Consider the following 12,849-nt stretch of genomic DNA (forward strand, 5'->3'; position numbering starts at 1 on the left):
GCAGGCCGCCTCACCGCAGCGGATCGTTCTCGATCACGATCGGTTGCCCATGCGGCGTTGCCTCCGCCGCGCGCTGCCAGCTCAGCGTCAGGTCTTCCAGTTCTCGACCGGAGGCGAGCGAAAGCTCCGTGACGAGGCGCGAGAGTGCGGCCACCCAGCAGTCGTAGTAGTCGCTGGCATCGGCCTTGCGGCCGGGTTTGTAAAGTTCGGCCGAAAGCGCTTCTGCCCATTCGGGCCAGGAGAACACACCCTTTTCGTGCAGGCGCACGGTCATGGCGAAGGCGTTCGCCTGCCAGGGCTCGGCAAAGACCGGATCGCCCTCCGGTGACTTCGGCAGTTCGGCCGAGGCAATCAGCGGCGATGTCACCTTACACGTGCTCAAGATAGCTCTCCCAGGCATCGATCGAGACGGTCAGCGTCGGGTCGGCGCCCTCGCCCCAGATCTCCGGCCCATCGAAAACGACCGTGTAGACCCATTGTGGATTTTCGCCGCGGCCATGGGCGTTGTCGTCAGGAAAGACGAAAGAGCCCTGCACCGCCTCGACCCGGCCGAGCTTGGCACGGGCATAGCGTGGCAGGCGCGTATGGGTCTCCGGATTGAAGTTTTTCGTGCGCACACGGTCGCCGGCGGCAAAGCGTGGGCACCCCTCGACCGGACGATCGCAGGGGCCGCCTTTGGCGAGCACGCCCGCCACCATGTCGGCCTTCAGCACCCGTTTCGGCGCCGCACCCTGTTCCAGCCTGTGGCCGCCGTCGAGTTCGGCCTGGGTTACGAAGCCGTGGCGCTTCAACAGGGTTTCGAGCGCCCGCGTCCAGATCTCGTAATAGCTCGCCGAAAGATAGGTCGCCGGGGCCAAGTTTTCGCGCGCATGCCGGCTTTCGTCGATCGTCCAGGCGCCAAAGGCGCCGCAGGAAAGCGTGACGCCGAGCGCCCGCTTTTCCCACGCCGCATGGAAGTAGGGCTCGTCCTTTTCAGGCGCCACCGGGCCGAGGCCGTGGGCGCCGCCGAGATCGTGTGGACCGTTCATCGAAGCACCTCCGCGGAAAGTGCCAGGCCCGTGCCGATCATCGCGTCGCGGGTGACGAGGGCAGCAAGCTCGTCCTCGCTGAACCCTTCCGTCCCTGCCGGGCGCTCGGGGATCACGAGATAACGCAGTTCCGCCGTCGAATCCCAAACGCGAATGCGCGTCGTCTCGGGAAGCGTCAGGCCGAATTCCTGGAGCACACCGCGCGGATCGATGACGGCGCGCGAACGATAGGGCGGCGCCTTGTACCAGACCGGCGGCAGACCGAGCACCGACCACGGGTAACAGGAACAGAGCGTGCAGACGACGAGGTTATGGGTGTCAGTGATGTTGAATACGGCGCGCATATGCTCGCCCTGCCGGCCGGTGTAACTGAGGCTGGCGATCGCCTCGGTCGCATCCCGCTTCAGCCATTCGGCGAACTCGGGATCCACCCAGGCCTTTGCCACCACGCGCGCGCCGTTGCGCGGCCCGATCTTCGTCTCGTAGGTCTCGACGATGGCATCGATCGCCGCCGGATCGATCAGCCCCTTCTCCGTCAGCACCGTCTCCAGCGCCTTCACCCGCGCTTCCATGTCGGTGAAATGGTTGTCGTGGTGGTGGTCGTGATCGTGGTGATCGTGATGGTGTTCGGACATTGCCTGGCTCCTCGCAACGCCGTGCCATCACAGGCACAAAGATGGCGCTGCCTCCTCATAAAGTCGTAGCGCATAAACCCCGGATTCGAAATCGATTTCAACGCCCGCGGGTACCCGCAATTGTCACCATAACAAGTCTGGCCCGATGCGGTTCGTACCAGGCCACCGAGTAAGCCGGCTACCGCTGCCGGCGATCATTTGCCACGCAGCTCCGAATGTATCACGTCCGCCATCTAGGCATGCTCGCACTGTCGGTCGCCTATCTCGCCTCCGCTACCCTCGTCGAACCCCAACTTTGGGCCGATCCGCTCGGGCCGCTCGTCAAGGTGCTGCCGTCGCTGCTTCTCACGCTGGCGACGCTGACCATACTGGATGAACGCTGATGATGCTCGAAGATCTGCTGCGCCTTGCCCATGTGATCGGTGCCGCGGTGCTCTTCGGCACCGGCGCTGGTATCGCCTTCTTCATGCTGATGGCCAGGCGCACGCGCGATGCCCGGCTGATCGCGCACGTCGCCGCAACGGTGGTCGTCGCCGACACGGTCTTCACCGCGACAGCGGTGCTGCTCCAGCCGATCACCGGTTACCTGCTGGCGACGAGCATCGGCTGGTCGCTGACGGAAGGATGGATCGCGCTGTCGCTGATCCTCTATGTCGTCACCGGCCTCTTCTGGCGGCCGGTCGTTTGGATCCAGTTGCGGCTGCGCGATCTCGCCCGGCTTGCAACGGCCAACGGTGCGCCTCTACCGCCGGAGTTCGACCGGCTCTATGCCATCTGGTTTGCCTGCGGCTTCCCGGCCTTCCTTGCCGTCACCGGTATCTTCTGGCTGATGCTGATGAAACCACAATTCGCACTATTTTAGCATCGGCCAGAGGCTGATGACGAGAAGCACCGCCATGGTGATGTTGAACCATTTCAGCCGCGAGGGTTCCGAGAGCCATTGGCGCAGCGCCGAACCGAAGCCCGCCCAGGTGGAAACGCTCGGCACGTTGACGAGCGCAAAGACGACGCCGACGACGAGCACGCTGAAGAGGTAGCTTTCGCTGCTGGTATAGGTCGCCATCGCTGACACCGCCATGACCCACGCCTTGGGATTGACCCATTGGAAGGCGGCAGCCCCGATGAAGGTCATCGGCTGTGTGCTGGCCTTGCCTTCGGACAGCGAACGCGAGGTGCCGATCTTCCAGGCGATCCAGATGAGATAGGCACCGCCTGCGAACTTCAGCGCCGTGTAAACGACCGGCACGGAATGGAGCAGCGCACCGAGGCCGAAACCGACGGCGATGAGCAGCAGGAAGAAGCCGACGCCGATGCCCAGCATATGCGGGATGGTGCGCACGAAACCGAAATTCACGCCCGACGCGAACAGCATCATGTTGTTCGGCCCCGGCGTGATCGAAGTGGTGAATGCGAACAAAAACAGCGCCAGCAGCGTATCGGCCTGCATGGTTTCCTCCCGGTCAATTGGGTCAGCATAATTGACCTATTAGCCGGCATCAGCCGCGAACTTGTCATGGTGACAAGTTTCCCCTCGGCGATAAATTGCCAAAAAACCGTTATAATACAGCAATTTGGCTTTAACGTTCGTACGACTTTGGACCTAGGGCAGCGCTAGGGTATCCGCCTGGGCCCTGCGTCCCTCAGACCCCGTTATGTCGTGCCGGGCCCCGGTGGGATGGGCCTGGCGGAATCTTACTTGAGGCCATCAGGGTCCCTACACGCCTCTCGGGCTCCGGCTCAACGGTAGATGGTCGGAGCAAGGAAGCGACCAGTCGGGTCGATTGAGCGGCCTGCCGAGAGGCCTCGGTTGATGGGGGGGCAATGCGATGACAACGCGCCCAAGCCCGTCGTTGTCCAGCCTCAGCCGTGTGTGTACTCTCGCTGTCATACACGTGGGTAGGAGGCCACAATGAGGAGGACGATTATTGCCGCTCTCGCCACTTTCGTGTTCACGGCCCCAGCCATGGCGCGATCAGAGGAGAGGCAGTCTATGACAACGCCATCCTTCACCGAATGTCAGAAGGTGCAGCAGGAGGTCATGCGCCTCGTCACAGGTGGAAGGGACTGGAAACTGGTGCCGTGGGACGGTGGCGCCGTCGCTCTATTTCTCCAAATCGACGGCACAATCGCCATCACATGCAGCAGCGACGGCACAGCCGAAATCTACGCGACGGGCGTCGCTACCAATGCGTTTCCGGGATTTGTTCGCGCCTTTGAACTCCTAAAGTAACAGTGTCCTTGGTCTTGGTGCGCACCGTTTTCAGCATCCGTACATTCATGTGACCGGTCGCCGCCAGGCCTGTGCAAGAACGCGGCCTCAGCCCCACTTCATCTCGCCCTTGGCGACCTTGGCGCCGAGCTCGAGCGTCGAGACGCCGGGCAGATCCGGATAGCGCTTTGTCATCGCTGCGATCAGCTCGCCGCTGTCCTTGGCGGCGGCCGCCGCTTCGTTGAAGGCTGCGAGATAATCGCGGGCGAAGCGGATGGCCTCGACGCCCTCCGGTCCGCCCGCGCTCTTGTGCGCCGGCACGACGATCGCGGGCTTGCGCGTCGCCATGGCATCGAGCGCCTCGATCCATTTCTGCCGCCCTTCCGCCGTCGCCTCGTCGGCCACCCAGACATGCGAGCCGGAATAGACGAGCACGCCACCGAAAATCGCCTGCAGTTCCGGCACAAAGAGATAGCGCCGGTCCTTCATCCCCTCGATCGTGACGATCTCGATCGTGCTGCCTTCGAGCGTCAACGCGGTGCGGTCGTCGGGCGTTGGCATCACCACATCGGCGAGCGTCTGCGGGCCATTGTCCTTCAACTGCGGCCCCCAGGTTTCAAGCTTTCCTTCAACATTGACCTTGATCGCCTCGACGGTTGCCGAAGCGGCGATGACCTTCGCATCCGGAAAGGCCTCGACGATCGGCTTGAGGCTGAAATAGAAATCCGGATCGTTGCAGCTGACATAGATGGTCGTCAGCCGCTTGCCCGTTGCCTTGATTGCCTCGGCCACCGCCCGGCCGTCGGAAAACGTGAAGCCGCCATCGATCAGGATCGCCTCGCTCTTTCCGGTCAGCAGCACCGGTGTACGGTTGAAGCCGGCATCATCCGCCTGGAAATAGCGCCATTCGAGCACTGCGGCCGCATTGGCAAGACGGCCACCGATCGACTGAATAAGGATGGCGGCGCCGGCCGCCGCTAACGTCTTGAGTGCGGTCCGCCGGGTCTGGATCTGCATGGGGTCTCCTTGGGCTTTTGTCGTGCCCGGCAGGATGAAGGCATGGGCGCTCTTGAAAAAGCCCGGCAGTCCGAACAGACTGTCTGACAACTTCAGACAATCGCGAAGAATTTCGAATGACTGTAAATTTAAATCGCCTCTCGCATTTTGTTGCCGTGGTCGAGTGCGGCTCTTTCACCGCGGCTGCCGAGCGGCTCGGGCTTGCCAAAGCCGCCGTCAGCCATCAGGTCGCCCAGCTCGAAAAGGAGCTGGGCACCACCCTGCTCGTGCGCACCACCCGGCGGCTAAGCCCGACCGCCACCGGCCAGCGCTTCTACGAGCGCTGCGCGCTGATCCTGCGCGACGCGGACGAAGCCGTCGGCGCGGTCTCGGCTGAAACCGAGATCCCGAGCGGCACGCTGACCCTGACGGCACCGCTCGACTATGGCGCCAAGGTCGTAACCAACGCCGTCGCCGCCTATCTCGCGGCCTATCCCGCCATGCGGGTGGAGCTGAACTTCAACGACACGGTTCTCGACATGATCGAGAACCGCCTCGATCTCGCCATTCGCGCCGGCTGGCTGGTGGATTCCAGCGAACGGGCAAAACGCATCGGCACGTTTCAGCAGCACCTCGTCGCAGCGCCCGCCTATGCCGCAAAGCTCGGGGACATCACGCACCCCAATCAATTGATGGAGGCAGACTGGATCGCCAACGGCGCGCTGAAGGCGCCGCTGGAATGGACCTTCACGCATGCTTCCAGCAACGGGGCGGCAATCCACGGCAAGGCGCTGGTGACCGCCGACAGCACCGATTCCGCCCATTGTTGCGCTGTCGCCGGCATCGGGCTTGCCGTGCTGCCGGACTATCAGGTGCGAACCGACATCGCCGAAGGCCGGCTGGTGCGGTTGCTTTCCGACTGGTCGCTGCCCTCGGGTGGTATCCATGTCGTCTATCCCCCCTCCCATTTCCGCCCGGCGCGCGTGCGCGCCTTCGTCGAGATCCTGCAGCGCATGGAAAAGGAGCGCGGGCGGCTTGCCGGATGAAGGCTCGAAAGACCGGCGGGATGCGCTAGATTGCCCGCTACCCGCCGATTTCCTGAAAGCGTTTCCGCTTTTACGGATAGCAACAGGGCGCACGTCAAAGTGCTACAGCGTGAGAGGCGCATCTTGAAAGCTGCGGCCGCTGTGGGCAATTTCGGCCGCGAGGAGAAAAGCATGCACGATCCGATCCCGACGACGACACTTCCCGACGGCCGCTCGATCCCGGTTCTCGGCCAAGGCACCTGGCGCATGGGCGACAGCGCAGCACGCAAGACCGATGAGGTGAAGAGCCTGCAGCTCGGCCTCGATCTCGGCCTGACGCTGATCGACACGGCCGAAATGTATGGCAACGGCGCCTCGGAGCGCGTGGTCGGCGAAGCGGTGCGCGGGCGCCGCGACGAGGCCTTCATCGTCAGCAAGGTGCTGCCGTCCAACGCCAGCCGCATTGGCACCGAGGCCGCCTGCGCGCGCAGCCTGAAGCATCTCGGCGTCGACCATATCGATCTCTACCTCCTGCACTGGCGCGGCGGCTACCCGCTGGCGGAAACGGTTGCCGCCTTCGAGGCGTTGAAGAAATCAGGCAAGATCGGCGCCTGGGGCGTCTCGAACTTCGATGTCGACGACATGGAGGAGCTGCTGGACGTGCCGGATGGCAAAAACGTCGCCGTCAACCAGGTGCTCTACAACCTGTCACGCCGCGGCATCGAATACGACCTTTTGCCCTGGTGCCAGAGCCAAGGCATCGCCATCATGGCCTATTCTCCGCTCGACGAGGGTCGGCTCTTGCGCCACCCCGATCTCATTCACATCGCCAAGGCGCATCAGGCGACGCCCTCCCAGATCGCCCTTGCCTTCCTCAAGACCCGCCCCGGCGTCATCTCGATCCCCAAGACCGGTTCGGCCGACCGCCTCCGCGAAAACCGCGACGCAATGGACATCCACCTGACCGCCGAAGACCTCGCCGCCCTCGACCACGCCTTCCCGCCGCCGAAGCGCAAGCGGTCGCTGGAGATGATTTGAGAGAAGCCTCGCGATAACGTTGACCGCGCCCTCAGCCGCTCGGCCCGACTGCGCGCCGGACGCGCAGTCGGTGCAACATCGATGACGGTTCAATCAAACGCCCTCGCTGCTGTTCGGCGACATCCGCTATCCGTCAGACAAGCAACATTCCGCCGTCGACGTGGAGTTCGATGCCGTTGACGAAGCGACCGGCATCCGAAGCGAGGAAGAGTGCCGCACTGGCAAGCTCCCCGGACGTGCCCAGCCGTCCAGCCGGGATCGTCTCGGCCATGTGCTCGATAAAGGGTCCGCGTTCAGCCTCGGAAATTCCGAGCTTTCCAAGGATCTCCGTGTCCGTCGGCCCCGGGCTGAGAACATTCACGCGAATGCGGCGCGACTTGAACTCGATCGCCCAGTTGCGCGCGAACGCCGCTGCGGCAGCTTTGGAACCGGCATAGACGCTATGGTTCGGGAGAACCTTGGTCGCCGCCAGCGAACTGGTGATGATGATGCTCCCGCCCTCGTTCATGATGGGAGCGATGGCTTGAACGCCGAAGAAGACGCCCTTGGTGTTGATGGAAAAATGCCGGTCATAGGCTTCTTCGGAGATTGCGTCGGTCGGTTTGAGGTCGATCACGCCCGCGTTGGCAAGGTAGATATCGACCGCGCCAAATCGTTCCGCAACTGTGCCCGCGACCGCCCGATGATGGGCGAGATCAGCCACGTCACCCTGGATGCCGATCGCGCCGAAGCCGATTTCCTGAACGGCTTGATCTAGAAGGTCCTGGCGTCGAGCCGTGATGATGACCTGGGCGCCTTCTTCGGCAAAGAGCTTGGCGGTCGCCTTTCCGATGCCGCTGTTGCCGCCAGTAATGACGGCGACCTTTCCTTGAAGTGTCTTCATTTTCGTCTCCATGTTAGGTGTCATGGAGATAGAGATGCCTTGGACGGCGCATTAGCGGGTTCATGAGCACATGACATGTGCCTGCGAGGTGTAGATGCCCAATCTGCTGAACGAGACGCCTGGCTTGATCGCGTTCGTCAGGACCGTGGAGAGCGGTTCGTTCAGCGCTGCGGCCAAGATCCTGAGGACATCGCCGTCTGCCGTCTCGAGGAGCGTCGGAAGGTTGGAGACCTTGGTCAGGGCCCGCCTGTTTCTGAGGTCAACGCGAGCATTGGTTCTAACCTTCGAAGGGCAATCCTTGTTCGACAAGGTTGCTCCTCTCCTGCGCCAGCTTGATACGTCGGACGAGGTCGCCAGCCGTGAGGACACGCTCGCCGGCAGAATTCGGTTCAGCATGCCAAGCGACCTTGCCCGCTACTTCTTGACCCCGATATTTCGAGATTTCGCATCGGCCTTTCCCGCCATCAAGCTGGAGGTGGGGCTCGCAGACCGGCAAGTTGATTTGATCCGGGAGGATTACGACGTGGCCTTCCGCGTGGGCGGCAGTGGCCAAGGCGAACTGCGCGTACGAAAGCTAGCGAATGTCAACATGGTGATCGTCGCGTCTCCGGCTTACCTCGAGAAACACGGCAAGCCGCGTTCAGCAGACGAGGCGTCGGCTCTTCCCTTCGCCCGGTACATCGTGCGTGGTCATCCGAGCCCGATGGTCTTTGCGGGCGGCAAGCAGTTTTCACCGCAGGGCCGCGTGGATTGCGATACCGGGCAGGCACTGCGGGCAGCGGCACTCCACGGTCTGGGGGCGGCACTGCTCATGAAGTGTGTGGTTCAGGACGAGTTGAACGACGGCCGGCTGATCGATATCTCCACTGAACTGGACCTGCCGCCGCAGCCTCTCAACGTGGTGCACGCCTTCGGCTCGATGATACCGCTTCGCGTTCGGCGATTTTGCGATTTCATCGCCGACCAAACCAAGAGCATACCAGGTCTGTGACGGCCTAAGGCCAGCGGACTTGCGGTGAAATGGAAATACGCATTTGCCGTTGGCAACCTGCCCGTCCCTGAGAGAAAGGGAGTGAGGGACCATCCTCACGAAACGTCGGCCTTCTGCACGCTGCGGTTTATCGCAAAGAACCGCCACCGCAAGCGTCGATCACGCAGTGACGCCCGCAATCTCCACCACCACCTTGCCCTTGGCGCGGCCGGATTCCAGATAGGCGAAGGCTTCGGCGACATTGTTCAGTGCAAACACGCGGTCGATCACCGGCCTGACCGTCCCGGCGTCGATGAGGCCTGCGAGTTCGGCAAGCTCGGCACCATCAGGATGCATGAAGAGGTAGCGGTAGGAGACTCCGTGTTTCCGGGCGACGGCGCGTATCTTATAGGACGCAAGCCAGAACAGCGCCCTCAAGAACAGACCGCGGCCGAGATCCTTTCGCGCGGTTTCGGGCTCGGGCATGCCGGCGATGGAAACCACCTTGCCGCCGCGCTTGACGACGCCGAAGGATTTTAGGAGCGTCTCGCCGCCCAGCAGATCGAAGGCGCCGTCCATGTCGCGCAAGCGCTCCTCGAAGCGCTCCTTCGTGTAGTCGATCACCACGTCGGCGCCGAGCGCCTCGACGAGCGCGCGGCCGCGGGGCGATGCGGTCGTCGTGACCTCCGCGCCCAGCCATTTCGCCAGCTGAATGGCGAAAGTGCCGACACCGCCGGCGCCACCGGGGATGAAGATCCGGCTGCCCCGCCCCACATGAAGCTCGTCGCGCAGCGCCTGCAAGGCGGTAAGGCCGGCAAGCGGCACGCCGGCTGCCGTGTTGAAGTCGATCGATGCAGGCATCTTCGCCAGGAATTGTTCGGGCACGACGGCATACTCAGCAAGGCCCCCCATGGTGTCTTTGGGCATGCGCGCAAAGACCCGGTCGCCCGGCGCAAACGACGCGACGCCTTCTCCCAGTTCCTCGACGACGCCTGAGAGTTCGTTGCCCATGACGACAGGCAAGGGATAGCGCTGGACGACTTTCAGCATGCCGTCGCGCGTCTTGTAGTCGACCGGATTGAGGCCGGCGGCATGCACTCGGATAAGCACCTCGCCGCGCGCTGCGCGTGGGCGCCGCACGTCGCGCAACTCCGCGGCATCGGAACCACGATATCTCGTAAGGACCAAGGCCTTCATCTTGGTAGAATTCATCGGGTACCTGCGATCGTGAGAAATCTTCTGAGGGAATACTCGGCGAGAAATGCCGTGCGAAGTCAACCACGCGCGTGACGTCTGGCGGCTTCGGTCGCAAGCGCGTGCACCGATCATCCGGCCGGCCGGGAGGTTTCGGCTGCAACTGCGGCGGCCCCTCATCCTGCCTGCCGGCCACCTTCTCCCCGCAAGCGGGGAGAAGGAAACGTGCAGCGGGCGCCCGGTTCCCTTGAGTCGCGAGCGCTTAGCATCTTCAGCAGAAGCGTGCCTTTGATGGACGGTCATCATGAAGGAGAAAAGAAACGGCTCGCTCGGTGCGAGCGCCCCCTCTCCCGCCTGCGGGGAGAGGGCTGGGGTGAGGGGCAGCCTCCGCACAAAGTACGAGGAGCAATTCCGCTCGGAAAATCTCGCGCGCAAGAATGCACGCGAGCCCCCTCACCTCGGCAAAATCACATGCCCTGCGGGCCGCGGTTCATCGCTGCGATGCCGGTGCGGCAGACCTCGATGAGGCCGAGCGGCTTCATGATGGCGATGAACTGCTCGATCTTCGACGGCTTGCCGGTGATTTCGAAGACGAAGTGATCGATGTTGGCGTCGATGACCGAGGCGCGGAAGGCGTCGGCAAGGCGCAGAGCCTCGACGCGGTGGTCGCCCGAGCCGTGTACCTTGACGAGCGCCAGTTCGCGCTCGATCGGCCGGTCGTGGCCCAGGCTGGCGGCGCGCACGGTCAGGTCGACGACGCGGTGGACCGGAACCAGCCGTTCCAGCTGGTTCTTGATCTGGTCGAGCACGTGCGGCGTGCCGCGCGTCACGATGGTGATGCGCGACAGGTGCGCCTCGTGTTCCGTTTCCGAAACCGTGAGGCTCTCGATGTTGTAGCCGCGGCCGGAGAACAGGCCGATGACGCGGGCAAGGACGCCCGGTTCGTTGTCGACGAGAACCGAAAGCGTGTGGGTTTCGGCGACTTCGGTCTCCTTGGCGATGAAGTAGGCGGAGCCGGTCGGTTGAAGGTGTGCGTTCATGTGAGTGGTTCCTCTACCTATCTCAGACCAGCTGACGGCCCTTGGCGTCGATCGCGTTGGCGACCGCTTCGTCCGTGGCTTCGTCGGGCAACAGCATCTCGTTGTGGGCCTTGCCCGAGGGGATCATCGGGAAGCAGTTGGCGAGGTTGGCGACGCGGCAATCGAAGATAACCGGCGCCGGCGTGTCGATCATCTTGCGGATCGCTGCATCGAGCTCGCTCGGCTTGTCGCAACGGATGCCGACGCCGCCATAGGCTTCCGCCAGCTTGACGAAGTCAGGCATCGCTTCGGTGTAGGAATGCGACAGGCGGTTGCCGTGAAGCAGCTGCTGCCACTGGCGCACCATGCCCATGTACTGGTTGTTGAGGATGAAGATCTTGACCGGCAGGCCGTACTGGACCGCGCAGGACATTTCCTGGATGCACATCTGGATCGAGGCGTCACCGGCGATGTCGACGACGAGGCTGTTCGGATGCGCGACCTGCACGCCGATCGCCGCCGGGAAGCCGTAGCCCATGGTGCCGAGGCCGCCCGAGGTCATCCAGCGGTTCGGCTGTTCAAAGCCGAAGAACTGGGCTGCCCACATCTGATGCTGGCCGACTTCCGTGGTGATGTAGGTGTCGCGGTCCTTGCTCAGCTCATAGAGCCGCTGAATCGCATATTGCGGCATGATGACGTCGTCGTTCGGCGCATAGGCGAGCGAATTGCGGGCGCGCCACTTGGTGATCATCTCCCACCAGTCCGAGAGACGTGCCTTGTCGGTCGACTTGGAAGCGGCGCGCCAGAGGCGAACCATGTCTTCCAGAACCGTGCCGACATCGCCGAGGATCGGCACGTCGACGCGGACGTTCTTGTTGATCGACGACGGGTCGATGTCGATGTGGATCTTCTTGGAGTTCGGCGAGAACGCGTTGAGGCGGCCGGTGATGCGGTCGTCGAAGCGGGCGCCGATGCAGATCATGACGTCGCAGTCATGCATCGCCATGTTGGCCTCATAGGTGCCGTGCATGCCGAGCATGCCGAGCCAGGCCTTGCCGGAGGCCGGATAGGCGCCAAGCCCCATCAGCGTCGAGGTGATCGGGAAACCGGTGAGCTCGACCAATTCGCGCAGCAGATGCGAGGCTTCGGGGCCGGAATTGATGACGCCGCCGCCGGAATAGATGATCGGCTGGCGCGCATTGCGCATCAGTTCGACCGCTTCCTCGATCTTCTTCAGATCGCCCTGCTTCTTCGGCTGGTAGCTCTTCTGGGTCGGGACGGCAGACGGCGGCGTGTAGGTGCCGGTCGCAAACTGGACGTCCTTCGGGATATCGACAACGACAGGACCCGGACGGCCGGACTGAGCGACGCGGAAGGCCTCATGGATGATGCGGGCGAGATCGTTGACGTCGCGAACCAGCCAGTTGTGCTTGGTGCACGGCCGGGTGATGCCGATCGTGTCGCATTCCTGGAATGCGTCGGAGCCGATCAGCGAGGTCGGAACCTGGCCGGAGATGCAGACGAGCGGGATCGAATCCATCAGCGCGTCCTGCAGCGGCGTCACCGCATTGGTAGCACCTGGGCCGGAGGTGACCAGCATGACGCCGACCTTGCCGGTGGAGCGGGCATAGCCTTCGGCCATGTGGCCGGCGCCCTGCTCGTGGCGAACGAGGATGTGCTGGATATCGTCCTGCTGGTGGATTTCGTCGTAGATCGGAAGCACGGCGCCACCGGGATAGCCGAAGATATGCTCGACGCCATTGTCCTTCAGTGCCTGGAGAACGATCTCCGCGCCTGTCATCTGGTTTTCTGTACCGCTCATTGACTTGCTTCCGTCCCTTTTCCCAGTTGG

14 protein-coding genes and 1 pseudogene are annotated in these 12,849 nt (G+C 63.1%); 6 read left to right on the plus strand and 9 right to left on the minus strand.

The window, feature by feature from the left end:
• Positions 1-10: 10 nt before the first annotated feature.
• Genes AC3WVQ_RS10950 through nthA form a run of 3 tightly spaced genes read right to left on the minus strand, consistent with a single transcriptional unit; the run spans position 11 to position 1,663 of the window.
• A complete protein-coding gene (locus AC3WVQ_RS10950; protein ID WP_090294265.1) occupies positions 11-400 on the minus strand; it encodes a nitrile hydratase accessory protein in 390 nt (129 codons plus the stop codon).
• Positions 369-1,028, minus strand: coding sequence for a nitrile hydratase subunit beta (gene nthB / locus AC3WVQ_RS10955; protein ID WP_090294267.1), 660 nt, complete (start codon positions 1,026-1,028; stop codon positions 369-371). Before nthB ends, AC3WVQ_RS10950 begins: the two co-directional genes overlap by 32 nt.
• On the minus strand, positions 1,025-1,663 hold the full coding sequence (gene nthA, locus AC3WVQ_RS10960; protein ID WP_090294269.1) for a nitrile hydratase subunit alpha: 639 nt from the start codon (positions 1,661-1,663) through the stop codon (positions 1,025-1,027). The genes nthB and nthA overlap by 4 nt, the downstream gene beginning before the upstream one ends.
• Before the next feature lie 236 nt (positions 1,664-1,899).
• Between nthA and AC3WVQ_RS10965 the strand changes: the two are divergent.
• Together AC3WVQ_RS10965 and AC3WVQ_RS10970 are read left to right on the plus strand one after the other, a co-directional pair.
• Positions 1,900-2,046: pseudogene (locus AC3WVQ_RS10965) on the plus strand (DoxX-like family protein); the annotation flags it as partial.
• 2 nt (positions 2,047-2,048) lie between these two features.
• A complete protein-coding gene (locus tag AC3WVQ_RS10970) occupies positions 2,049-2,525 on the plus strand; it encodes a DUF2269 family protein (RefSeq protein WP_090294456.1) in 477 nt (158 codons plus the stop codon).
• On the opposite strand, the gene AC3WVQ_RS10975 is transcribed toward AC3WVQ_RS10970, so the two are convergent.
• Positions 2,517-3,110, minus strand: coding sequence for a LysE family translocator (locus AC3WVQ_RS10975; RefSeq protein ID WP_090294271.1), 594 nt, complete (start codon positions 3,108-3,110; stop codon positions 2,517-2,519). The two genes, AC3WVQ_RS10970 and AC3WVQ_RS10975, sit on opposite strands and share 9 nt — an antisense overlap.
• Positions 3,111-3,653: 543 nt before the next feature.
• Between AC3WVQ_RS10975 and AC3WVQ_RS10980 the strand changes: the two genes are divergently transcribed.
• On the plus strand, positions 3,654-3,893 hold the full coding sequence (locus tag AC3WVQ_RS10980; RefSeq protein ID WP_127889203.1) for a hypothetical protein: 240 nt from the start codon (positions 3,654-3,656) through the stop codon (positions 3,891-3,893).
• Positions 3,894-3,980: 87 nt separating this feature from the next.
• Here AC3WVQ_RS10980 and AC3WVQ_RS10985 read toward each other — a convergent pair whose 3' ends face one another.
• Positions 3,981-4,883, minus strand: coding sequence for an MBL fold metallo-hydrolase (locus AC3WVQ_RS10985; RefSeq protein WP_210187430.1), 903 nt, complete (start codon positions 4,881-4,883; stop codon positions 3,981-3,983).
• A gap of 122 nt (positions 4,884-5,005) precedes the next feature.
• Here AC3WVQ_RS10985 and AC3WVQ_RS10990 point away from each other — a divergent pair, with 122 nt between their 5' ends.
• On the plus strand, positions 5,006-5,914 hold the full coding sequence (locus AC3WVQ_RS10990; RefSeq protein WP_090294273.1) for a LysR family transcriptional regulator: 909 nt from the start codon (positions 5,006-5,008) through the stop codon (positions 5,912-5,914).
• Positions 5,915-6,085: 171 nt separating this feature from the next.
• The gene (locus AC3WVQ_RS10995) at positions 6,086-6,931 is read left to right on the plus strand and encodes an aldo/keto reductase (protein ID WP_090294459.1); all 846 of its coding nucleotides are present in this window, start codon (positions 6,086-6,088) and stop codon (positions 6,929-6,931) included.
• Positions 6,932-7,064: 133 nt separating this feature from the next.
• Here AC3WVQ_RS10995 and AC3WVQ_RS11000 read toward each other — a convergent pair whose 3' ends face one another.
• Positions 7,065-7,814: a glucose 1-dehydrogenase gene (locus AC3WVQ_RS11000; RefSeq protein WP_090294274.1), complete on the minus strand. Its 750-nt coding sequence runs from the start codon at positions 7,812-7,814 to the stop codon at positions 7,065-7,067.
• A 94-nt stretch (positions 7,815-7,908) separates the two neighbouring features.
• Here AC3WVQ_RS11000 and AC3WVQ_RS11005 point away from each other — a divergent pair, with 94 nt between their 5' ends.
• Positions 7,909-8,805 carry a LysR family transcriptional regulator gene (locus AC3WVQ_RS11005; protein WP_090294276.1) on the plus strand — a complete coding sequence of 299 codons (897 nt, stop codon included), beginning with the start codon at positions 7,909-7,911 and terminating at the stop codon, positions 8,803-8,805.
• Positions 8,806-8,964: 159 nt separating this feature from the next.
• Here AC3WVQ_RS11005 and AC3WVQ_RS11010 read toward each other — a convergent pair whose 3' ends face one another.
• The 3 genes from AC3WVQ_RS11010 to AC3WVQ_RS11020 all read right to left on the minus strand — a co-directional run bounded on the left by AC3WVQ_RS11010 (position 8,965) and on the right by AC3WVQ_RS11020 (position 12,819).
• Positions 8,965-9,996 carry an NADP-dependent oxidoreductase gene (locus AC3WVQ_RS11010; RefSeq protein WP_492382721.1) on the minus strand — a complete coding sequence of 344 codons (1,032 nt, stop codon included), beginning with the start codon at positions 9,994-9,996 and terminating at the stop codon, positions 8,965-8,967.
• A gap of 449 nt (positions 9,997-10,445) precedes the next feature.
• Positions 10,446-11,018, minus strand: coding sequence for an acetolactate synthase small subunit (ilvN, locus tag AC3WVQ_RS11015; RefSeq protein WP_034792687.1), 573 nt, complete (start codon positions 11,016-11,018; stop codon positions 10,446-10,448).
• Positions 11,019-11,040: 22 nt separating this feature from the next.
• Positions 11,041-12,819, minus strand: a complete 1,779-nt coding sequence (locus AC3WVQ_RS11020) for an acetolactate synthase 3 large subunit (protein ID WP_034792684.1) — start codon at positions 12,817-12,819, stop codon at positions 11,041-11,043.
• Between the last annotated feature and the right edge of the window lie 30 nt (positions 12,820-12,849).

The organism is Ensifer sp. EB106-05-01-XG146 (assembly GCF_058791875.1).

Bases quoted from the DNA above. Each gene is read 5' to 3' on its own strand.
- AC3WVQ_RS10950 (WP_090294265.1), bottom strand. From the start codon at position 400: ATGCCTGGGAGAGCTATCTTGAGCACGTGTAAGGTGACATCGCCGCTG.
- nthB (WP_090294267.1), bottom strand. From the start codon at position 1,028: ATGAACGGTCCACACGATCTCGGCGGCGCCCACGGCCTCGGCCCGGTG.
- nthA (WP_090294269.1), bottom strand. From the start codon at position 1,663: ATGTCCGAACACCATCACGATCACCACGATCACGACCACCACCACGAC.
- AC3WVQ_RS10970 (WP_090294456.1), top strand. From the start codon at position 2,049: ATGCTCGAAGATCTGCTGCGCCTTGCCCATGTGATCGGTGCCGCGGTG.
- AC3WVQ_RS10975 (WP_090294271.1), bottom strand. From the start codon at position 3,110: ATGCAGGCCGATACGCTGCTGGCGCTGTTTTTGTTCGCATTCACCACT.
- AC3WVQ_RS10980 (WP_127889203.1), top strand. From the start codon at position 3,654: ATGACAACGCCATCCTTCACCGAATGTCAGAAGGTGCAGCAGGAGGTC.
- AC3WVQ_RS10990 (WP_090294273.1), top strand. From the start codon at position 5,006: ATGACTGTAAATTTAAATCGCCTCTCGCATTTTGTTGCCGTGGTCGAG.
- AC3WVQ_RS10995 (WP_090294459.1), top strand. From the start codon at position 6,086: ATGCACGATCCGATCCCGACGACGACACTTCCCGACGGCCGCTCGATC.
- AC3WVQ_RS11000 (WP_090294274.1), bottom strand. From the start codon at position 7,814: ATGAAGACACTTCAAGGAAAGGTCGCCGTCATTACTGGCGGCAACAGC.
- AC3WVQ_RS11005 (WP_090294276.1), top strand. From the start codon at position 7,909: ATGCCCAATCTGCTGAACGAGACGCCTGGCTTGATCGCGTTCGTCAGG.
- AC3WVQ_RS11010 (WP_492382721.1), bottom strand. From the start codon at position 9,996: ATGAATTCTACCAAGATGAAGGCCTTGGTCCTTACGAGATATCGTGGT.
- ilvN (WP_034792687.1), bottom strand. From the start codon at position 11,018: ATGAACGCACACCTTCAACCGACCGGCTCCGCCTACTTCATCGCCAAG.
- AC3WVQ_RS11020 (WP_034792684.1), bottom strand. From the start codon at position 12,819: ATGAGCGGTACAGAAAACCAGATGACAGGCGCGGAGATCGTTCTCCAG.